Raw genomic sequence first — 20,975 nt, 5'->3', positions numbered from 1 at the left:
CTTTTTGATTAATCATTCGCATACTGAAAATACATAATCTAACAAGCAACCCAATTTGCTTAATTGCGGGAGTATGACAATGAGTGAAGTAAAGAACCCACTAGGTTTAGTTGGTATCGAGTTTACCGAGTACGCAACACCAGATGCGGACTATATGGATAAAGTGTTCACCGATTTTGGTTTCTCAAAACTTAAAAAGTATAAAGACAAAGACGTCGTATATTACAACCAGAACGACATTCACTTTCTACTAAATAACGAACGTGAAGGCTTCTCAGCAGCATTTGCAAAAAGCCATGGTCCAGCAATTTGCTCAATGGGTTGGCGCGTAGAGAATGCACAAAAAGCATTTGAAGTTGCTGTAGAGCGCGGCGCAAAACCTGCCACTGAGTCTGCAAATAAAGATTTCCCATACCCTGCAATCTACGGTATCGGGGATAGCCTAATTTACTTTATCGAAATATTCGGTGATAAAGGTTCAATCTATGACAATGACTTTGTAGATTTAGAAGAACAAAACATTGTTAAAGACAAAGGCTTCTTACGCATAGATCACCTAACCAATAACGTTTACAAAGGCACTATGGAAACATGGGCTAACTTCTACAAAAACGTATTTGGCTTTGAAGAAGTACGTTACTTTGATATTAAAGGTCAAAAAACGGCACTACTTTCTTATGCACTTAAGTCGCCTTGTGGCACCTTCTCTATTCCAATCAACGAAGGTAAAGACGACAACAACAATCAAATTGATGAGTACCTAGATGAGTACAATGGTCCAGGTGTACAACACTTAGCATTCTTAACGAATGACTTAGTTGCATCTCTTGATCAACTCGATCAGTCAACGATTGCTACTTTAGATATCATCCCTGAGTACTACGAGACAATTTTTGACCGAGTACCTTGGGTTAAAGAAGATAAAGAGAAAATTAGAAAGCACCAGATCTTGGTAGATAGCCAAAGCGAAAACTGCTACCTACTACAAATTTTCTCGAAGAACCTGTTCGGCCCTATCTTCATTGAAATGATCCAGCGTGTTGATGATGGTGGCTTTGGAGAAGGTAATTTCCAAGCATTATTCGAGTCAATTGAGCGAGATCAAGAGCGTCGCGGCGTATTATAAACTTTTTAAAGTTATTATTTTCACAAGCAGCTTTTTAAAAGCTGCTTTTTCCATTTTAGTTAAGGCAAAATAGCTTTAACCAAAAGTAAAAAGGAAAGGCAATGTCTTTTATTAACGAAACGCATGATATTAATCTAACTAGCTGGGTAGCAAGTGCAAACCAAGCCGGTACCGATTTTCCAATTCAAAATTTACCGTTTGCGGTATTTCGTCGTAAAGATAGTAATGAAGAGTTTCGCGGTGGCGTAGCCATTGGCGACCAAGTATTGGACCTTGCAGTAGTTGCAAACGCAGGTATTTTTTCAGCTAAAGCACAAGAGGCGGTAGAAGCTGCTAACGCACAAGCTTTAAATGAATTTATGGGATTAGGCCAAGCGCATTGGTCGGCGCTTCGCTTAGCATTATCTCGTGCATTACGTGAAGGCTCTGAGCATAAATCAGCACTTGAAGGTGCACTAGTAGCACAAACTGACGTTGAGTATTCAATGCCATGTCACATTGGTGACTATACTGACTTTTATACATCTATTTACCATGCTACAGCAGTAGGTAAGTTATTCCGCCCTGATAACCCATTACTACCAAATTATAAATGGGTACCTATTGGTTACCATGGTCGTTCATCGTCTATCGATGTATCAGGTCAAGCATTTCATCGCCCTAAAGGCCAAACCAAAGCACCTGACGCAGATACGCCGTCATTCGGGCCGTGTAAGCGCCTTGATTATGAACTAGAGCTTGGTATTTACCTTGGTAAAGGCAACGAACTGGGTGAACAAATTGCAATTGAAAACGCTGAAAACCATGTGTTCGGCTTTTGCTTGTTCAATGACTGGTCTGCACGTGATTTGCAAGCGTGGGAATACCAACCTTTGGGTCCATTCCTAGCTAAAAACTTCGCCTCTACCGTATCTCCGTGGATTGTAACAACTGAAGCACTTGCACCTTATCGCACTCAGTGGCATCGAGATAGTAAAGATCCACAGCCAATGGACTACCTTGAATCAAGTCACAACCGTGAAGCGGGTGCATTTGACATTCAAATGGACGTTTCATTAGAGACACAAAAAATGCGTGATGCTCAACAAGCTGCAGCTAAACTATCAGCATCAAGCTTCAAGCACAGTTACTGGACCGTAGCACAAATGGTTACTCATCATACTGTAAATGGGTGTAACTTCTTACCTGGTGATATGCTTGGTTCTGGTACTCAGTCTGGTCCTGAGCACGAAGAAGCGGGTTCTTTGTTAGAGCTCTCACGTGGTGGTAAGCAATCAATCACATTAGCAAATGGCGAAGAGCGTAAGTTCCTAGAAGATGGTGACAAAGTGATTATGCGTGGTTGGTGTGAAACCGACGGCTTTAATCGCATCGGATTTGGCTCTGTTGAAGGCACAGTTCTACCTGCTAAATAATCCCAAATTAAAAGCAGATAAAAATCAAAGGTGTGCAAATGCACACCTTTTTATTATGTAAATATGCTGGATTTTTGTATTAATCTTGTTATTGTGAACTGTTGTTTAAGAATTTTTGTAATTATGTTGAAGCTAATCAATCGCCTATTTAAAATACTATTCCAGCCAAGGCAAATATTAATACGCCAAAATGGTGAAATTTATATGTTGACCTTGCCAAGCTGGGTACAACCATTACTGCTATTTTTAGTATCAAGTGCTATAGCGTGGGCAGTTATGAATGCTCAGTCTGTCGTACAGCACCAAACAGATATCTCTGTCTTGAAAGCCCAAACACATTCTGACAAACAGTTATTTTTAAGCGAAAAACAACAAATGCAAGCGCAGCTTGCACAACAACAGCAAACACTTAACGAACTCACTGAAAAACAGTTAATGCTGCAAAGCTTAGTCGATGCATTACCGAGTTCTTTATTAGAATCATTAAAAGAAACAAATGAGAGTGCAACTGAGCTTACCAGCGAAGAAAATAAAGGCGCTTCAGAGTTTCAAAAATCTCCCTCCTCAGCTGAAGTTGAGCAAAAAAATACGAGCAATGATCGCTCGCTGCAAGAGGTAGTATTAGAAAAACCAACGTACTTTAGCTTACAAGCACAGCATTTAATTACTAGTCAACAGCACTTTTTGAAACTAGTGTCTGATAATATACAAAACCGCGCTAACACACTTACCAATGGTTTGGCTGAAGTCGGTATTGCAGCAAAACAAAGTTCAGCACTCGCACAAGGCGGCCCTTACCATCAGCTTGAGTTAGAGCAACTGCCTCAAGAATACCTTGGTACTATCGACAGCCTTGTAACACTCAATAACTTAGAACAAGTAATCACAACTTTACCTGACTCTATGCCTGTTGCCAAAAGTGACTACTACATTTCGAGTCGGTTTGGTTTTCGCAAAGACCCTATAACAGGCCAACGTGCTTATCACAAAGGGGTTGATTTAGCAGGCTGGCACAAAACCGAAATCATTGCACCTGCTGCAGGTACTGTACTCAGAGCTGGTAGAAATGGCGGTTATGGTAAATTCATCGAAATTCAACATGAACACGGCTTGGTATCTCGTTTTGGTCACTTACACACCATTAAAGTAAAAAAAGGGCAACAGATCAGCAAATCTGAAGTAATTGCTTTAATGGGTAGTACTGGACGAAGTACAAGTACTCACTTACATTATGAAGTACTACAAAACGGCAAACACATAAACCCAATTAAGTTAACTAAGGTAATTAATCGTGTTCAATAGCTTACTAGGCAACAATAAAACAGCTTCAGGTGTCCCAGCTTTGATATCTCCTAATACGGTTATAGAGGGGCATATATTTTGTGAGGGTGAGTTACAAGTAGATGGTAAAGTGATTGGTGATTTAGATGTCAACACACTCATTGTAGGCCTCCATGGTATTATTGAAGGAAATGTAAAAGCACACCGAATTAGAATAAAAGGTACTGTTGATGGTTGCATTGATGCTGACAAGGTCATCTTAGAACAAACAGCCAAAGTACACGGTGACGTGACCCACGACACATTAAGTATTGAGGCGGGTGCGCTGATTGAGGGTAAACTCGCACACAAGACTGAGGTGACAAATATCACCTCAATAAAAGATAAGACTACCGCGCAGTAATATACATGTTAATATCTGCGTGAAACACCTTATTACCCTGCTCGTCAAACACTTCAACAGGTACAATTAAGTCTTCTTTATCTTGCCACTGTCTAGGTAAATCAATACTTGCTTGGGCACGTAAATTCGTTTCTGCCTTTTTCAAATATTGAACTGTCATGCCTTTGGGGATCCAGCGATGCGTTTTATGTGGTACCGTCGCATCGACCATCACACCAGCACATAATTCGGCTAAATTACACTGTGCAATCGCATGAATTGTACCAATATGATTAAACACAGCTTTGCGCTTTGGTATGGTTGCGCAACATAAACCAGGCTCTAAAGTAATGATTGTTGGTTTAATTGAGCCAAAATAAGGCGCCTTGCGACATACCGCTTTACTAAAAAGCCACTGCCCAAATGGCAGCCACTGCATTCTTTTGTATATTTTTAATAGTGGGGCCGACACAAATAGTACCTCTAAAAACAAATTGATACATAAAACTAACACATCCGACCTGTTGGCAAAATAGTCATATAGAGAATTTTGCGTTTTTATTTTAATGATGCGGCGCTTTGTCCTGTTCTTTTTTATTTTGCCCATTAGAATATCGGCCAAAAGGAGAAGTCATGCCGCATACCCAAGTAACCAGCAAATCCCTTATCTTTATTCTTGCTCTTTTAGTGATCTTTTGCCCGTTAGGCATCGATCTTTACCTGCCTGCTTTTCAGGCAATGCAGCAAGGCTTAAATGTATCAGAATCAAAAGTTCAACAAACCATTAGTATTTACATGCTAACTGTCGGGTTAGGACAACTTATAGCAGGGCCTCTTTCTGATAAGTATGGAAGAAAACCCATCGCAACAGCTGGTATTACCCTGTTTTTTATCGGGGCTATTATGGCTTCAACAGTTGAAAGTTGGCGCTGGATGATGATAGCGCGCTCACTACAAGGGTTTGGCGCTTGCGCCACTTTTGTCGCTGCATTTGCAATTGTCAGAGATAGCTTTGGACATAAAGGCAGCGGCCAAATGCTCACCTACTTAAACGGTATTGTGTGTTTTATTCCCGCACTGGCACCACTCTTAGGCGCTTGGTTAACGCTAAAATTTGGTTGGCGAAGCAATTTTGAGTTCCTTGCTGGGTTCTCAATATTGGGGTTATTACTTGTTTTGTGGTTGTATCGAGAAACTAAACCTAAAGAGAGTTTTTATCAAGGTCATATTCTAGACTTGCGCCGCTTTAACCCTATGCTAAAAAATGCTGAATTCATGTTCAATGGCTCGATCACCATGTTTGGTATGGCCGCTATGTTGGTATTTGTGACAACTGCACCGGGATGGATCATGAATCACCTAGGTGGCTCTGTAACAAACTTTACCAGCTGGTTCACTGGCAATGCTGCATTAAGTATTATTGCCAGCTTTAGCGCCCCCATTTTTATTAAACGTCACAGTCGTAACTCACTTATCGTTGGCTTAACGCTATTTTGTATTGGCGGCTTCACTATGTTATTGGCAACTCGCTATTCACACCCTGCCGCCTATATGATACCGATGTATATTGCATCAATAGGCTTTGCTTTTTCATTAGGTGCTGCCGCAGGTAAAGCATTATCTGGCTTCGCGAAACAAGCGGGCACCGCATCGGCACTCATTGGCGTCATGCAAATGAGCGGAGCAGGTGCTTTAGCCTTATTAACCCAGCAACTACATTTACCAGCCCCCTATCAATTGGGGTTCCACCTATTATTTGCCTTACCCTTTCTGGTTTTACTATTAAGTAAACATAAAGAGTTCTTCCATAATGTGGCCTAAACCACATTATGCTCTTAAATACGTTGACCTAAACTGGCAAGTACAAGCCAAATAGATATTTATCGCAACGGTAGCAATATTGTCACAACTAGCAACGATAATAGCTATACGGACGGCATCAGTGGCAAAGGCGGCGGCAGCTACATTTACCAAGTTTGTGAGCAAGGCAGTACAACTGTATGTTCTGACACTCAAACTGTTGTGTTCTAAAAACCCAACCTAATATTTAAGCGGGCTACTTAGCCCGCTTTTTTTTGTCTCGCTGATAGAACGTATATTTTCATTGTAAAACAGCATAAACTATTCACACTATTGAATTTAGAACCATATAATCATGCTCAACCCAGAATCCTTAGTGTCATTTTTAGTTGCCTGTACCATTATCGCTGTCGCACCTGGCCCTTCAAATGCATTCTTAATGGCACAAACTTTTACGCATGGCAGAGCTGCGGGTATGAAAAGTGCACTAGGGTTTGCTGTAGGCGGCATTATTCATACCCTATTTGCCGTTGTCGGTTTATCTGCAATATTAAAAGCCTCCGAAACGGCCTTTAACTCAGTGTTATATTTAGGTGCTGCCTACCTTGCATTTTTAGGGTTAAAAACACTAAAAGTAACATTTAACCAACCACTTTCATGTGAAGAAAAGCCTCATGTAAGTACCAAAAAACCCGGTAACGTTTTTTTTCAAGCAATGATGACTGAAGTGCTCAACCCCAAAGTTGCACTCTTTTTTATTGCTTTTATTCCGCAATTTGTTGACCCGAGCCTTTCATCCGCAACGGGGCAATTAGCTATCTTTGGCCTTTTATACCCAATTTTAGCATTTCCAATAGACTGCCTATACATCTATGGTGGTGACAAGATTGCAGGGTATTTCCGTCGCCACCCCAGCGCCCCTTTATGGATAGATAGAGCATCGGGGTTAATTTTTATTGCTTTGGCAATAAACTTGATATTGTGAGATTCAAAAATGCAAACAATAATACAGACACTTCCAAAGCAAAAAAATATTGCATTAGTAGCCCATGATGGAAAAAAAACGGCGTTAAAAAACTGGTGTTTTACTCATAAGAGTATTTTACATACTCATAACTTATATGCCACTGGCACAACAGGCCACGTAATCGAAAAAAACACTGGGCTATGCGTAGAAAAGCTACTAAGCGGTCCAATGGGGGGAGATCAACAAATTGGTGCCAAAATTGCTGAGCACCAAATTCATATGTTGATATTTTTTTGGGACCCACTCGCTTCGCAGCCTCATGATCCTGATGTTAAAGCATTACTTCGTTTAGCGGCGGTGTGGAACATTCCAGTCGCTTGTAATGAAGTCACCGCAGACATATTAATAAGCTCACAAGTCATGGATCAGGAAGTATCTCGCAACTTACCTGACTACCAGAGCTACTTAGCGACACGTTTAGACTAGCAAGAGTTTGTTTGGGTAGCTCAGCACTACCTAAACATGTATTGAGTTACTTGAAAATTTGCGTGGCCCACTTGGTTAATCCCGCAGTAACACTGCCAAAATTATCACCATTGAGCATTGGAATGTCTCCAAGGCTCTGTTGTAAAGCCGCTTTAATAAGTGGGGATTGGGCACTGCCTCCTGTTAAATAAATAACATCTGGTTGTGTCTGTGCACTGGTGATGGCATCTTGCGCTAATATACAAATTTGCTGCAAACTATCCGCAATCGCATCTTGTAGCTGTGTCTGCGTGACTAACTTCGTCAAATCATCATCAATGCAACCGAGTTGGGCTACATAATGCGCATCACTCGATAAAGCAATTTTACTCAGCTCACCTTGGCGCACTACTTGGTGCCCCAGCTTATTTTGTTGAATTGTTAATAATCGAGCTAATTTTTCAGGCTCACTCACATCTTTAAGCATTGCTTGCAAATGCCGACTGCTAGCTTGAGCATAAAACTCGGTTTGCAAATGAAGATCATTGATTTTACACGCCTGCCAATATAACTGGTTAGGCATCGGTAAGCCTGACTTTAAAGTAGAGTCAAGCCCACACAACGGCATAAAGCTGCGATACGCAGTGGCAATATCTAAGTCATTTCCTCCAAGGCGTTTACCCGTATGAGACAAAAAGTCTTGCTGACGTTCACTGCGCCCACGGTAACTTGGCCCCATTTGCACAAACGAGCAGTCACTCGTCCCTCCGCCAATATCAACCACCAGCACTTTTTGGTCTTGGTTTAGCCTTGACTCATAATCAATACCTGCAGCTAACGGTTCATACAAAAATTCAACTTCTTTAAACCCAGCTCGTTTAGCCGCCACAGTTAAAATATCTACTGCCTGTTGGTTGCTTTGCTCTCCACCAACCGCTTGAAAGTTAACTGGTCGACCAATGACTGTGTGTGTAATGGTTTGCGCTAATTGCTGCTCAGCTCGGTGCTTGATTTGCATGATCATGGCTGTAGCAATATCTTCAAAAAAAGAAATTTGCTGTGGTTTTAAACCTACGGCTCCAAAGAATGATTTTGGGGACTTTACAAAATAACCCTCTTCGGGAAAGTCAATATATTCATCTATCGCAGCTTGGCCTATGTGTATACCGGTATCACCAGTTGCTAAATCTAAGTCTTGACGTATTGCACCAATACCATTTAGCAATGCTAAACGTGATTGACGATAATCGTTGCCATATTCAGTGTTAGCCAATTGTTTAGCCACAAAGTCAACAATCAAAGTGTTATGTTGGGCATATAATGTTGAGGGTAAATAACAGCGACCTGCTTCAAGTTCCAACAACCTAACTTGTCTATCATCTGCCATCGTGCCTATTGCACAATTTGAACTTCCATAGTCAAAACCAACAATCATCTAACATACCTAACAACAGAAAAAGGCCGCGCAGATTATCATAACTCCCACTAAAACCTCAACCGATATACTGAGCCGTAATTATAGCTTTGGCCTCACTCTTAGAAAGCGTGCAAACCGTGGTTTACCGTATTTAGTCAAACCTTGATAGCGATATGTGATTTGCGAACCAATTTTTGGTGGTTGCTGACGGAGTTGATCGCTAATGCCGGTGCCAATTTTGAACTCAAGCCCTTGCTCACTTTTTACCTTTAGCGCGCCTATCATCCCTTTATATTTACCTTTACCTTCGGTATAACCAATCACAATTGCTTCAGCGTCTTGATATGGTTTGTACTTTAGTATTCGGTCAGAACGACCGGCTTGGTGTAATGCATGCTTTTGGTGAAGTATTAAACCTTCTCCACCGCGCATTAAAACCATCTGATAGTATTGCTCAAGTTGTTGTTGATGTTCAAAATGCAGTTGCTCCACGGCATGAATATGCGTGGTTTTCATACGGTTTATTTTTGCTTGGTAATGCTGATACCTTGCACTAAATGGTAAAGCAGGATCTGGCGCATCAAATACGAGGTAGCGCACTTGTTGCCAATCCGCATCTCGTTGTCTCTTACTACGTGCTAATGCACTAACAAACGCAAATTGCTTGTAGCCAGACCACAATTCGCCCTCTAACACCTCATTATCAAGCGGCTCAGTGAACCACGCTGGCGCTGAAATAATCAGCCCACTTTTAGTAATTAGATTATGGCCGTTCCAAATTGCCCTAACACCATCGAACTTTTCACTCACTAAGTAGTCTGTCAGGTTAATATCTTTGTGGTATTGATTTGCTAATTCAACTTTTTGGGGGATCTTAGCCACCGAGGCAGCTGCATAGTTAATAAAACCCAACAACAATAGTATCCATACTTTCATTTTAAAGCTCCTTGCACTTAATAGAGCTATTAAAGTTAGAACAAATATTCATTTATGGGTAGTCATAACACAGGTTGCTATTGGACAGCGAAATTTTTGCGAATATTGATTATTTAATACCAATTTGATTAAAATATTGATCAGTCTAACTGAGCTAAATGACTCACGTGGAATAATCCAATGATGATATTTCATTCAATCTTTTGATGCTTTTATAGAAATAACAGGCTATTGCAAGTTAAAGTAAAGCTTGAACGGGCAAATTTGCATATCCCGATATCTTGTTGTTAAGCATACTGGGTAGCATTGTATTGAAATTGCCTGCTGGTTATATCAATTGTTGTATTTGCTGCCAAGCAGCTTGTAAATTTTGTACTTGATAGGTTGCTTTAGAGAAGTCTTGTTGCTTTGAGTGATGATTGGGCACCACAATCGTTTTTAATCCAGCAGAAGTGGCTGATGCTAGGCCTGTCTGCGTATCTTCGATGGCGAGTGCTTGACTTGCTGTCAATGATAAATGCGTCAACGCTTTGCTATATGGCTCTGGGTGGGGCTTTGCATTTGCCACATCGTCTTTACACACGATATATTGAAATAATTTATCTAACTGGTAGTGCGCAAGCACAGGAAGCGCCTCTGCACGCGTACTGCCCGTAACAAGTGCTAGGGTAAACTGTTTACTCGCTTGGGCTAGTATCTCTTTAGCAAAAGGCATCAACTTTGGTGATAGCGTGGCCGCTACATCAACAAATAAGCGGTTTTTCTGCTCAGTGAGTGCTTCAGGTTGTCGATTTAAACCATGCCGTTGGTTGAGAATATCAGCCGCTTGTAAGCTCGGCACGCCACTAAATTCATCACAAAATGACAGCTCATCATAATGAATATTCCAAGGTGCCAAAACTTGCATCCAACTTTGGTAATGGAGTACTTCAGAATCCACTAGGGTTCCATCAAAATCAAATAAAATGGCCTGTAAACTCATAATGCACTCCTTGAAAGTTAATTTACTTGGCTAAACCAGCGGGTGGCTCAGCGCTTGCTTCAAGCCCACTTTCAACTTCGACTAACTCATAGCCGCGAGCCTTTCTCTCAACTTTGAGTATGGGTTTATCAAACGCTGATTTTAACCTCTCAGCATCGGCTTGTAATTCAGCAATTGTACGACCAAACGGAGCTGCGCCCGTTTCTGACCAGTTCGTCACCTTACCATTGAGGTTGTATTCAACTTCATGTATTTGATAAAGCTCCGCTTCATCTTTGGTAGCTTCACAAAAAATGATACGGTAATTCCAAAATCCAGACATCTTCTTTCTCTTTATTTCTGTGTTGTAAGTGACTGTACCAGCTCTGGTTGAGCTTTTCATTACAGACAATAATAAACCCGCTCAAAAGCGGGTTTATTCATCATAATACAAGGCGTTCAGTTTAAAAGAAACGAACCTTAAACTCAGCACCTACATAGCGCTCTTCATTTAACATGCCTGTATTGTTGTTGAAGTCTACACCACCAATAACCACTTGTTCATCAAATAGATTACGAACAAATGCCGATACTTCGTACTCGTTATCACCTGATGCCCACATATAGCCAGTGCGGATACCCGTTTCGAACAAGGCTTCCCCTTCAAACTCAATCGATTTATATAAAAAGAAATCAATTTCGCTACGATATGACATGTCGCCGTATATGAAGAAGTCTCCTCCTTCTAGCTCTTTAGTATAACGAAGTGTTGCATTTGCAATCCACTCTGGCGCATGTGGCAAGCTGTTGCCATCTAAAATAGCTCTAGTTTCAGGGCCAAATGACCCCTGAATTTCATAGGTTGGGTCTGTCACTGTACACTGACCACACACAGCTACCGCTAAGTCATTATCGTCTAACTCAGTTTTATTGTAACTTAAGTTAAATGTCGCATTTAGTTCATCGGTTAATACCCATTCGGTATCTAACTCGAAACCATATCCTGTGGTTTTGTTTGCATTGATTAGACGGTTGAAGTTTGCACCACCACCTACAGCTGTTAACTGCTGGTCATCCATTTGGAAGTAAAATACCGTCGCATTAACACGACCTTGACCATCTAAAACGTCTGATTTAATACCCGCTTCTATTGAATTAATAGTTTCAGAGTTAGCAACTGTTACCGCATCTCCAAACAGAATGCGACCCTGAACACTTGGAGCGCGGAAACCATTTGCAACTCGAGCAAACAAGTTAATGTCATCACTATACTTATATGCAGCACTTAGATCCCAACTAACATGGCTATCACTAGGATTTGCACGACCTTCTAATAAATCTGCAGCACCTGTAGGGCTCTTCGTACGTTTAGCATAAAACTCTTTATCATCATCTGAGTAACGAAGACCCGCGGTAATTTTTAGCTTGTCAGTTACAGTGTAATCCACTGAACCAAATACAGCCCATGCTGATGTATCTTGATTTTGAACAGCATAACCGTTTTGTAGGCCAAAGTTGCTTGCTGCTGCATCATAACTTAATGTGTCGTAAGAAATGCTCTCGATTGTTAAGTCTTCTTCAAATAAGAACACCCCAACTTGATAGTTGATGTCACCAGAGAAATTACTTGAAAGGCGAAGCTCTTGTGTATACTGGTCGTGATCAGGAATTGCATCAGCAGTTTCTGATGGAAATGGAATTATACCCGGACCTTGAAAACCGATAAATGCCGCACCATAACCACCATCAACATCTGCGCGAGAATAAATTTCTGCACTTTCCCAAGCCGTAATTGAAGTAATAGTGTGTTGTGCTAAGTCCCACTCAAGCTTAAGGTTTAAACCTTGTGAGTCAACTTGTTGTGTTGAACGTGACGCAGCATCATGATAAACAACATCATTATCATAAATAGGGTTAATATTATTGGTGCCTTTTTCGATTAAGTTGGCACGAAATGCAATTGGGCGACCATCTAAATCTCGTACATGGTAGTTTAATAAACCAGTGAAATCGTCACCTTCATACAAAAACTGCACGCGTGCCGCTTTTTCGTTATAACCACCTAATGAGTCTGCTTTTTCAAAACCAGGTGCTTTTATATCAATATAATCTTCTTTGTCTTGCCAAAGTAGTGAAACGCGTGCTGAAAGACGCTCAGTTAATCCTGCACCCACCGCACCTTCAAAATCAACCGAACCTTTACTGCCATATGATACCGCACCGTATGCATCAAAAGACTGACTTGGCTTGACTGAGTCAAACTTGACAAGACCTGCAGGTGTATTACGACCAAACAATGTGCCTTGCGGACCACGAAGTACTTCAACACGTGCAACGTCAAATACAGGGAAACCTTTAAGGATTGGGTTCTCTTGCACTACTTCATCAACCACTAAAGAGACTGGCTGCGATGCATTTAAGTCAAAATCGGTATTACCTAGGCCACGAACATAAAAACGCGGAAATGTACGGCCAAAAGAAGACTCTACAGATAGACTAGGAATTTTCGCATTCATAAAACGAATATCCATACCTGCAGAGCTATACGCGTCTAAGTTGTCTCCTTGCAGTGCAGATACACTAACAGGCACTTCCTGTGCGTTCTCAACACGCTTACGTGCTGTGATCTGGATAACCTCAAGCTGGTTGCTTTTTGCATCAGGGGTTTGTTCAGCAGCGAGAGTAGAAAATGAAGTACCTGCTACAGTAGAGAACAACGCTGCATTAATTAAAGTCGCTAACGTAGATCTTTTCATTGCATTCATGTTGGGGCTTAACCTTTTATGTGCACTCTTTTTGTTCAACGGTATGTATGGTCGCCGTATCACTTGGCGTGGTACGTTCAATTTTTCGCGTTTATATTTACGCGGACCTTACAATCGAGAGTGCAAAGCGAGTTTGTAAGGCTGAACGTGACGCAAACATTATAGCAGCAAAATAAAATATTACTGCTAAGCCAACAATAAAAAACAGAGTTTTTTTAATTTTTAGCAACAATTACCCCGACGTTCACAGCTTTTAGCAACAAAAAACCAAAACAAAGAGGACATATGTCCTTCCTCAAAAACCCCAAAAGTGCACCGCTGGTTTTTGGTTCATTTTAGAAGTGCCATACTCGTTAATATTTTAGGTCCAAGGTAAAAACTACGTAAATTAAATATCATTCTCACTATAGAGAGGGCGAGTTCATACTTTTGAATACACCTTTTTGAGCAACTTCATCATACTCAATTACCGCAACCGCAGCTGTATTAAAAATAGGTAATTGCTGTGGACATAACTGTTCCACTAAATAACTCACAATAGGCATATGTGCGACTATCAGCCATATGTTCAGCTCAGCATTTAAGCTTATCAACGTCTCAAGATAATCAATCGCAAACGCAGCACTGCCCGTTGGGATTACATCCTTGCATATTTCTACATAGGTTACATCATTAATTGCCAGTACTTGCTGAGCAGTTTGCTGTGCTCTTATATATGGGCTAACCAATAAAGCTTGAGGTTTATAATGCCCTTTTAACCACCACGCCATTTCCTTTGCTTGATTAACTCCTCGCTCTGTAAGTGGGCGAGATTCATCATTTGCATTAATCGGTTCAGCTTCACCATGGCGCATAATTAGGATAGTTTTCATTACACTCTCGAATGTTCTTGTTAAATTTGCCAGATAACCAGTAGCTAATTACTGCGTTTGTTCGCTATATTAAAACAAACGACCCTTAAACCTAAAGCAAAGTGTACGTTATTCATAGAACATTTATGGATGCTTTGCTTACATTTTCTATATCGGCGGCAACAATTTGAAAGTTAGTAATAATGATAATCGCACCTATCACCAGCTCACACTCGACAATGGTCTAAAAGCCCTCTTAGTGAGTGATTACTCCAGTGATAAGTCTGCCGCGGCGCTCACCGTCAATGCAGGCCACTTTGATGATCCGATAGACCGTCAAGGAATGGCTCACTTCTTAGAACATATGTTATTTTTGGGTACTAAGCAACACCCTCAACCTGGACTGTTTTCACAATTTATCAGCCAAGCAGGTGGGCAAAGTAATGCATGGACAGGTACTGAGCATAGCTGTTACTTTTTTGACTGTGCACAACAACAGTTTTTTGATGCCTTGGCACTTTTTGCAGAATTTTTTGTGGCGCCATTATTAGATGCCTCACAAACTCAAAACGAACGAAATGCTATCGATGCTGAATTTAAAATGAAAATAAAAGATGACGGTAGGCGAATTTATCAAGTACATAAGGAAACTGTTAACCCCTTACACCCTTTTGCAAAATTTTCTGTTGGCAACAGTGAGACATTAAGTAATCGAGATGCATGTATTGCTGATGAAGTTCGTGAGTTTTTCCAACAACACTATCAAGCTCAGTGGATGACTTTGGTTGTAGCGGGTCCCCACTCTCTTGTTGAACTCGAAGCTCAAATTCGACAGCAATTCAATCCTATAAAAGGGACTAGTCAACAAAAGTGTAAAATCAATACTCCCCTTTATCGTAAGCAAGACCAGAGGCTGTTGTTACATATAGCGCCACGTAAGCATATGCAAAAGCTTATTGTCAGCTTTGCAATGGGTGGCATTGACGATTTATATAAACACAAAAGCGTTAGCTTTTTAGCACACCTACTTGGCTATGAAGGTGAAGGATCCCTGTACTCTATCTTAAAACAGCAAGGCTGGATAAATGCGCTTTCTGCAGGTGGTGGCGTCAGTGGTAGTAACTTTAAAGACTTTAACATAAGTTTTGCGCTTACCGATGAAGGGATTGATTATTACGAAGACATCATAGAAATGGTGTTCGAATATATCGCTTTAATCAAAATTAAAACATCATCGCTACCGCTGCTATATAAAGACAAAAAAACCTTATTAGATATTGCTTTTAATAACCAAGAACCAAGCCGTTTACTTGAGTGGGTAAGTAATATTAGCGTAAACATGCACCACTATGAACCCGATGATTACCTGTATGGTGATTACATTATGCAAGGCTTTAACGAGCAACTGCATACTCGCATATGCAACTTCTTAATTCCAGATAACATGCGTGTTGTATTAATTCACCCAGATGTAAGCGCACAGTTGAAAGCACAATGGTATCATACGCCATACCAAGTAGAGCAACTCAGTACAGAGTGGCTCAGTGCGTTAGCGAACATTGATACTCCACTTCCTGAAATGCAACTACCTAAGGTAAACCCATACCTGCAAGTTGAAAACGAATTATATGACGTTACGCAAAAAAGTCACACTCCTACTTTACTCAAAGATAAACCGGGCTTTGCATTTTGGTTTAAACAAGATGCTACTTTTCGCGTCACAAAGGGCCACTTTTATATCGAAATTGACTCTTTACTGGGTATAAAAAACACAAAGCATATGGCACTAACACGCTTATTTGCTGATTTATTGATGGATAGTATGGCTGAGCAATATTACCCCGCTGAGCTTGCTGGTTTAAACTATCATATTAATTCTCATCAGGGGGGTCTGACTTTGCACACCGCGGGCTTGTCAGGCAATCAGATTACTTTAGCCTTGCAATTGCTTGAACATATGTTGCATGCTGTGATCAGCGCACCACGTTTTGCAGAATATAAAAAACAATTAATTCGGCACTGGAAAAATCATAATCACAACAAACCTGTGAGTGAGCTGTTTAGTGTACTAGGCGCAAAGCTCATGCCTTGGAACCCTGAACCTTTAGCATTAGCAAAAGCGCTTAAAAACATTAGCTTTAATGAGTTTTGTCAATTTCGAAATCAGTTTTTTGACTCTGTCTATATCAAGGCTTTCTTGCATGGTAACTGGCAGCAACAGCACGCTCTAGACATGCAAAAGCAATTACGAGCACTCTTTTCAAAAAGTGAGATATTAGAAGACTTAAAACGTCCTCTTATCGTGTTAGACAGCTACCAGCATCAACATATTGAAAAGCCGGGTTGTGAACATGCACTGGTTTACTATATTCAAGCGCAAACCGACAAGGTATTTGAAAAGGTTGCATTAATGATGCTCAATCAACTCATTAGCCAGCAGTACTTTGAATCCTTAAGAACGCAGCAGCAGCTGGGTTATTTGGTTGGCGCAGGATATGCCCCTTTTAATACTCGTGCTGGCATTGCGTTTTATATTCAATCTCCCAACATTAACGCCCAACAGCTACTTACAAAGCATGACCAATTTGTCTCTCAATTTATTGAACAACTAGACTTGTTTGACGATGCAATATGGCAAGATGCCTCTCAAGCATTACGCTTACAAGTTGCAGAAAAAGACAAAAATCTTCGACTAAGGGCGCAAAGGTTTTGGATTGCAATTACTAATGATGATCATCAATTCAATATGCAAAAAAGATTAGTCAAACAAATTGACACGCTAGACAAAGAACAGCTCATTAGCTTCATAAAAATGGTATTTTCATCATCTCATCCAAAAATAGCACTGCGGTGCAATTAACATGAGTGGTTATCATTTTAAACGCTGTTTACTACAGTTTTATACGTTTAAAGTCCGTAAATAAGCAATTAGACTATTGCAAAAAAGACAGCTCAACATGACTTGGGACCTAAAAAAGTAACAAAGTGCATAATTATCTTTGACTCACTCTCTCGCTTCCTTTAGATTAGAGCGTGCGATAAATAGTTATGCATCTATGATAATAAAACAAATAATTAAACCTATACTCTTCATGATGCTGTTGAACTCAGTGCTTAGCGCCCCTCTCGTAGCACTTACCCTAAGTCAACAGCTAAATCACCTAGATCCTTTCTGGGCGGGTATTTGTTTGACATTTTTCCTGTCAATCTTTTATTTACTATACAGCAATAATAAACTCAGGCGTGCTCAAACAACTTTACAACATTCAGAGCAAAGATTGAAAAGCACCGTTGAGGGCAGTGGTGACACCCTGTGGGATTGGAATATTGCAACAGGGGCGGTCGTGCGCATCAATGACAAATATATGATGCACAAAAGCGAAGCTGGACATTTCATTCCAAATGCAGATCGGATTCATCCACAAGATCTCGCGCTTGTCGATAAGTTATTAAAACAGCACTTCTCTGAAAAAACTGCATTTTTTGAAGCCAGTTATCGACTCAAAGACAATTTAGATCAATACCACTGGGTATTGGATAAAGGTAAGATTATTGAAAAGGATGAAAACCTCAACCCTCTAAGGATGACGGGAACTGTTCGTGATATTAGTCACCTAAAAAGCACTGAAGAACGGCTAAACTTATTTGCTAAGTGTGTAGAATCGCTCACTGATGCTATCGCTATTTATGATCATAGATTTCGTCTTGTTGATTTAAACCCTAGCTACTTAGGGCTATTTGGTGGCACCAGAAACCAATATATTAGTAAAGCATTTAGCCTGCCCGGTTATGATGAGCGATACATCAATCAAGTAAAAACCAACCTTAAAGAAGCAGATCATTGGCAAGAGGAATTACGACTTCGTAATCACAAAGACATTTTATTGCCTATTGAAGTAACAATCGATGAAATAAGAAATAGCCACGGACAAATCACTAACTATGTGGTCGTTTATTCAGACTTAACTGAACGTAAAAAAGCCGAGTCTCAATTACACAATCTATCAAACAGAGACCGAACGACAGGTTTGCCAAACCGTAACTTGTTCTTCACTAATTTAAAAAAGCTCGCCTGCCAAGATACCCACCATGCACTTTTAGTATTTGACTTAGATAATTTTAAAAAAATAAATGACTCACTGGGTCATCAACTTGGTGACAGCTTGCTTGCCAAATTAGCAATGCGACTAAATAAACTTGTTCGCCAAAAAGATACCTTGTACCGCCTTGGCGGCGATGAGTTTGCATTGGTTATGGCAGGTACTAACGATATTCACACAATTACTCGCACAGCTAAACAATTCTTAGCTGCAATAGCGACACCATTTAAAATGGCAAATCATGAGCTAGTCATTACATCATCTGTTGGCATTGTGCTGTTTCCTGAAGATGGTTCAACACCCGAAATCTTATTAAAGAATGCAGACACAGCAATGTATCATGCCAAGCAAAAAGGCAACCATTACTTATTCTTTAATGACTCTATGAATGAGCAAGCAGTAAAAAGGCTACAAATAGAAAACCTGATGCGCTTTGGACTCAAAGAAGACCATTTCGTGGTGTACTACCAACCTAAAATGGACATCAAAACAGGTCGCCTGGTTGGTATGGAAGCATTAGTGCGATTTATCACCCCGAAAAAAGGCATCATTAGCCCTGGCGTGTTCATCCCTATTGCTGAGGAGACTGGGCAAATAATCGAAATTGGAGAAGTCGTTCTAGATAAAGCTTGCAAAGATGTAAAGCGTTGGATAGATCAAGACCTCTTCGATGGTCGTGTGGCTGTAAACTTATCAGCTAAGCAGTTTAGTTTGCCAGATCTAACAACTCGAATAGATATTATCTTGCAAAAAAATCAACTTCCTTCTTACTTTCTTGAATTAGAGATCACAGAAGGGACAATTATGGACGACCCACAAGAAGCAATTTCAATCATGCGTTCATTAAGTGCCCGTGGGATACATTTAGCTATTGATGACTTTGGTACTGGTTATTCATCTTTAGCCTATTTAAAACAATTTCCTTTGAATACGCTCAAAGTAGATAAAGCATTTGTGGATGATATGACCACTGAGCGTGGACGAAACATGGTTGACTCTATTGTTACTATCGCACATAACCTAGAACTTCATGTAGTCGCTGAAGGAGTTGAAAAAGCAGAGCAACTGACAACATTAGAGCAACTCAACTGTCAAACTATTCAAGGGTACTTTTATTCTAAGCCACTTTGTGCTAGCGAATTTACAGCATTCTTAAAAGCACAAAAACACCGAGAGAACGAGCAAACACCGCAATTAAAAGTCGTTAAATAAAATTAAGCTCGCCACATACAATACTCTGAAATTTGGTTGCGAAGCCATAACCTACGATAATGAACACTGAGTAGATACCAAGCACAAGGACCACACATCAAACCTGCAAACACCCATCGTTTAATAGGCATACCCTTACGCACCGCCTCAATATATAAAACCACAGCACCTAACAAAGACAACAAAAACCATATCATAAACTCAACAAGCCTAACGCAACTTTTTAAAGGTTGCGCAGCATACCAAACAGGATGGTTTTTGTACAATTAAACATTAATTGTTGCAAAATATTGCATTATTTAATTTAATAGCAGCACAATTCAGTATGTAATAAACGAAAAAACTCATATTTATTATATATACAGTTGATTATTAAATAATTTATTTAATAATCAACTAAACTGTCTTGTAAATTGAAACTATGAGGTATGGCTTTTTACAGTGGCATGTTTGTTGCGCTACTTAAATATTTTTAAGGCTCGCGTTAGGCACTTTCGTAACAAATTATGCATTGCTCATATTTAATGAAAGTCTGTTGGTACTAAACACATCAAAGAAGTGTTTCTACACCAGCTAATTGAAGTTAACTAAGTTGAATTAACTATTTTTTACAAAAATCTTAGTGAACGCGTTAATTAAATTAGACTTTCTGGCCGTTTTAAAACTCGGCCATTACAGTATTTTTGCAATTGCTGCTAAAATTAGGCCATGTTGTTTTAACTTATTTAGTTACGTCAAGGATACGGTCAATGGATCATAAAAGCGTACATGACTACTTGCAGAGCAAGCCTGCAACGTTTATTACACAGCCATTTGCACAAGATACCGATGTGTACAAAGTGCAACACAAGATGTTTGCTACCCTTTCTGAGGGTAAAGAAGGTCAAGTAAATGCTAACGGTGAGTTAGTCTGGTGGCTTAATTTAAAGTGCGACCCTGATGAGGCATTGTTACTTCGAGATGAGTTTCCAGCTATTGTGCCAGGTTATCATATGAACAAGCGGCTGTGGAATACAGTTATTTTAGATGGTTCTGTGCCTGCAGATAAAATCAAAGATATGATCGATAAATCATATGATATCGTTGTTGACAATCTACCGACAGCACAAAAAGAAGAGCTTGCTAAAATAGCAGGTAATAATTAATTTGCTAAAGTTTGGTTTCCCTCGCAATAAAAGCGAGGGCCACTTATCTGATTCTTTTCTCTAACCTCTCCTCGCTAATAATCATAAAAATGTATTAAAATAAAACAAGCTGTTCATAATTCTATTTCTCACCTAATAACATCAGGTTTGGA

At 40.1% G+C, this 20,975-nt stretch carries 18 protein-coding genes; 10 read left to right on the top strand and 8 right to left on the bottom strand.

Annotated elements, in window-relative coordinates; translation table 11 throughout:
* Positions 1–79 precede the first annotated feature (79 nt).
* The 4 genes from hppD (at position 80) to SANK73390_RS08960 (ending at position 4,225) form a co-directional block, all read left to right on the top strand.
* Positions 80–1,126: a 4-hydroxyphenylpyruvate dioxygenase gene (gene hppD / locus SANK73390_RS08975; protein ID WP_261594371.1), complete on the top strand. Its 1,047-nt coding sequence runs from the start codon at positions 80–82 to the stop codon at positions 1,124–1,126.
* A 101-nt stretch (positions 1,127–1,227) separates the two neighbouring features.
* Entirely contained in the window at positions 1,228–2,541 is a 1,314-nt protein-coding gene (gene fahA / locus SANK73390_RS08970; RefSeq protein ID WP_462765558.1) for a fumarylacetoacetase, read from the top strand.
* A 204-nt stretch (positions 2,542–2,745) separates the two neighbouring features.
* Positions 2,746–3,843 (top strand): M23 family metallopeptidase, encoded by a 1,098-nt coding sequence (locus SANK73390_RS08965; RefSeq protein ID WP_462765556.1) that lies wholly within the window; start codon positions 2,746–2,748, stop codon positions 3,841–3,843.
* Complete coding sequence (locus SANK73390_RS08960; RefSeq protein WP_462765554.1) at positions 3,833–4,225, top strand: bactofilin family protein; 393 nt, start codon at positions 3,833–3,835, stop codon at positions 4,223–4,225. Before SANK73390_RS08965 ends, SANK73390_RS08960 begins: the two co-directional genes overlap by 11 nt.
* Here SANK73390_RS08960 and SANK73390_RS08955 read toward each other — a convergent pair.
* The gene (locus SANK73390_RS08955) at positions 4,212–4,676 is read right to left on the bottom strand and encodes a hotdog fold domain-containing protein (RefSeq protein WP_462765552.1); all 465 of its coding nucleotides are present in this window, start codon (positions 4,674–4,676) and stop codon (positions 4,212–4,214) included. The two genes, SANK73390_RS08960 and SANK73390_RS08955, sit on opposite strands and share 14 nt — an antisense overlap.
* A gap of 161 nt (positions 4,677–4,837) precedes the next feature.
* Between SANK73390_RS08955 and SANK73390_RS08950 the strand changes: the two genes are divergently transcribed.
* From SANK73390_RS08950 to SANK73390_RS08940, 3 genes are all read left to right on the top strand, one after another.
* Positions 4,838–6,025, top strand: coding sequence for a multidrug effflux MFS transporter (locus tag SANK73390_RS08950; RefSeq protein WP_462765550.1), 1,188 nt, complete (start codon positions 4,838–4,840; stop codon positions 6,023–6,025).
* 334 nt (positions 6,026–6,359) lie between these two features.
* Positions 6,360–6,989, top strand: a complete 630-nt coding sequence (locus tag SANK73390_RS08945) for a LysE family translocator (protein ID WP_462765548.1) — start codon at positions 6,360–6,362, stop codon at positions 6,987–6,989.
* 9 nt (positions 6,990–6,998) lie between these two features.
* Positions 6,999–7,457 (top strand): methylglyoxal synthase, encoded by a 459-nt coding sequence (locus SANK73390_RS08940; protein WP_462765546.1) that lies wholly within the window; start codon positions 6,999–7,001, stop codon positions 7,455–7,457.
* A 46-nt stretch (positions 7,458–7,503) separates the two neighbouring features.
* Here the strand turns inward: SANK73390_RS08940 and yegD are convergent, their stop codons facing one another.
* From yegD to sixA, 6 genes are all read right to left on the bottom strand, one after another.
* Positions 7,504–8,871: a molecular chaperone gene (yegD, locus tag SANK73390_RS08935; RefSeq protein ID WP_462765544.1), complete on the bottom strand. Its 1,368-nt coding sequence runs from the start codon at positions 8,869–8,871 to the stop codon at positions 7,504–7,506.
* Between the two features lie 81 nt (positions 8,872–8,952).
* Entirely contained in the window at positions 8,953–9,789 is an 837-nt protein-coding gene (locus tag SANK73390_RS08930) for a DNA ligase (protein ID WP_462765542.1), read from the bottom strand.
* A 328-nt stretch (positions 9,790–10,117) separates the two neighbouring features.
* Positions 10,118–10,771, bottom strand: coding sequence for an HAD family hydrolase (locus tag SANK73390_RS08925; protein WP_462765540.1), 654 nt, complete (start codon positions 10,769–10,771; stop codon positions 10,118–10,120).
* A 22-nt stretch (positions 10,772–10,793) separates the two neighbouring features.
* The gene (locus SANK73390_RS08920) at positions 10,794–11,093 is read right to left on the bottom strand and encodes a PepSY-like domain-containing protein (RefSeq protein ID WP_261594382.1); all 300 of its coding nucleotides are present in this window, start codon (positions 11,091–11,093) and stop codon (positions 10,794–10,796) included.
* 121 nt (positions 11,094–11,214) lie between these two features.
* Positions 11,215–13,515 (bottom strand): TonB-dependent receptor, encoded by a 2,301-nt coding sequence (locus tag SANK73390_RS08915; RefSeq protein WP_462765538.1) that lies wholly within the window; start codon positions 13,513–13,515, stop codon positions 11,215–11,217.
* A gap of 404 nt (positions 13,516–13,919) precedes the next feature.
* On the bottom strand, positions 13,920–14,387 hold the full coding sequence (gene sixA / locus SANK73390_RS08910; RefSeq protein WP_462765536.1) for a phosphohistidine phosphatase SixA: 468 nt from the start codon (positions 14,385–14,387) through the stop codon (positions 13,920–13,922).
* A 166-nt stretch (positions 14,388–14,553) separates the two neighbouring features.
* Here sixA and SANK73390_RS08905 point away from each other — a divergent pair, with 166 nt between their 5' ends.
* On the top strand, positions 14,554–17,226 hold the full coding sequence (locus tag SANK73390_RS08905) for an insulinase family protein (protein WP_462765534.1): 2,673 nt from the start codon (positions 14,554–14,556) through the stop codon (positions 17,224–17,226).
* A 232-nt stretch (positions 17,227–17,458) separates the two neighbouring features.
* Positions 17,459–19,678: a putative bifunctional diguanylate cyclase/phosphodiesterase gene (locus SANK73390_RS08900; protein WP_462765594.1), complete on the top strand. Its 2,220-nt coding sequence runs from the start codon at positions 17,459–17,461 to the stop codon at positions 19,676–19,678.
* A gap of 2 nt (positions 19,679–19,680) precedes the next feature.
* Here SANK73390_RS08900 and SANK73390_RS08895 read toward each other — a convergent pair whose 3' ends face one another.
* A complete protein-coding gene (locus tag SANK73390_RS08895; protein ID WP_261594387.1) occupies positions 19,681–19,875 on the bottom strand; it encodes a hypothetical protein in 195 nt (64 codons plus the stop codon).
* Between the two features lie 552 nt (positions 19,876–20,427).
* Between SANK73390_RS08895 and SANK73390_RS08890 the strand changes: the two genes are divergently transcribed.
* Complete coding sequence (locus tag SANK73390_RS08890) at positions 20,428–20,823, top strand: MmcQ/YjbR family DNA-binding protein (protein WP_261594388.1); 396 nt, start codon at positions 20,428–20,430, stop codon at positions 20,821–20,823.
* Positions 20,824–20,975 lie beyond the last annotated feature (152 nt).

The organism is Pseudoalteromonas sp. SANK 73390, assembly GCF_054966645.1.
Note: the sequence above shows the minus strand (reverse complement) of the source record. Positions and strands in the feature narration are given on the sequence as shown.